This window comes from Mesorhizobium sp. PL10 (assembly GCF_053714315.1).
Genome location: NZ_JBSKBR010000161.1, coordinates 1 through 849 on the forward strand (window position 1 = coordinate 1; position 849 = coordinate 849).

The window sequence follows — 849 nt, forward strand, 5'->3', positions numbered from 1 at the left end:
GGCGGCATAATTGGGGAATTTTACTTCGGCACTTCTGAGGAAATTTCACCCGGCATTGACAGCCATGATGGCGGTGATCCGATACCGCGCCAATGACGCGACGCCCCAAAAAAGACCGCGGATGCCGACCATCAGGATTTGATCCGCTGGTCTATCCAGGAAGTCCGGCGCATCGCCACCAGACTCGCCCAGCGTCGCATAAGCCCCGCCTACGTCATCGCATGGTCATGCTGGAGGCGCGCCCATCAGGCGGCCGCTCGACGAGCTCATCTGAGAACTAAAATGCAACTGTAATGCTAGGCGGACAGGGTGCCCCAACTCACGTCACGTTGAAGTTGTCGTCGGGCTCTGTCGGCGCCTGGTTCTTAATATACTCAGTCCACATTCTTGTCGGTAATGTTCCCTCTCGTCGCCGCCCAATAGCCTCTCGCCCACAGATGCTGGCCCCAGTAGCGCCTGCGCAATATCCCGAACGCTCAGCAGCTTATGCGACCTCCGCCCCTTCAAATGTTGCACCGCGCGCGATACCGACATGCACAGCGGGATCGACACTAGCATATGCACATGGTCTCGGTTAATCGACCCGGCATGCACGACCATTTCATGCGCTTGCGCTGTCTCGCGCAGCAACTCACCGCACCGATTTCCAACGTCCCGCCAAGCACCGCATGACGGTACTTCGTCACCCAACCAGGTGATACTTACAATCCCAGACCGTGTGGCTGTCGCGCTTGTACGCTTCCATCCTACCAATCTATATCGCAAATGGCCGCCCCCCTCCCTGCCGCCTAGCCCGTCCTATTCATGAGCCTTGTGGTTCGAGCGCCGCTGAGCATTGGGTCATGCAGG

General features: G+C 58.3%; 1 pseudogene. It reads right to left on the reverse strand.

Annotation, left to right across the window (positions count from 1 at the left end):
• Nucleotides 1-319: 319 nt before the first annotated feature.
• Nucleotides 320-745 (reverse strand): annotated as a pseudogene (tnpA, locus tag ACWGTO_RS33645) (IS200/IS605 family transposase).
• Between the last annotated feature and the right edge of the window lie 104 nt (nucleotides 746-849).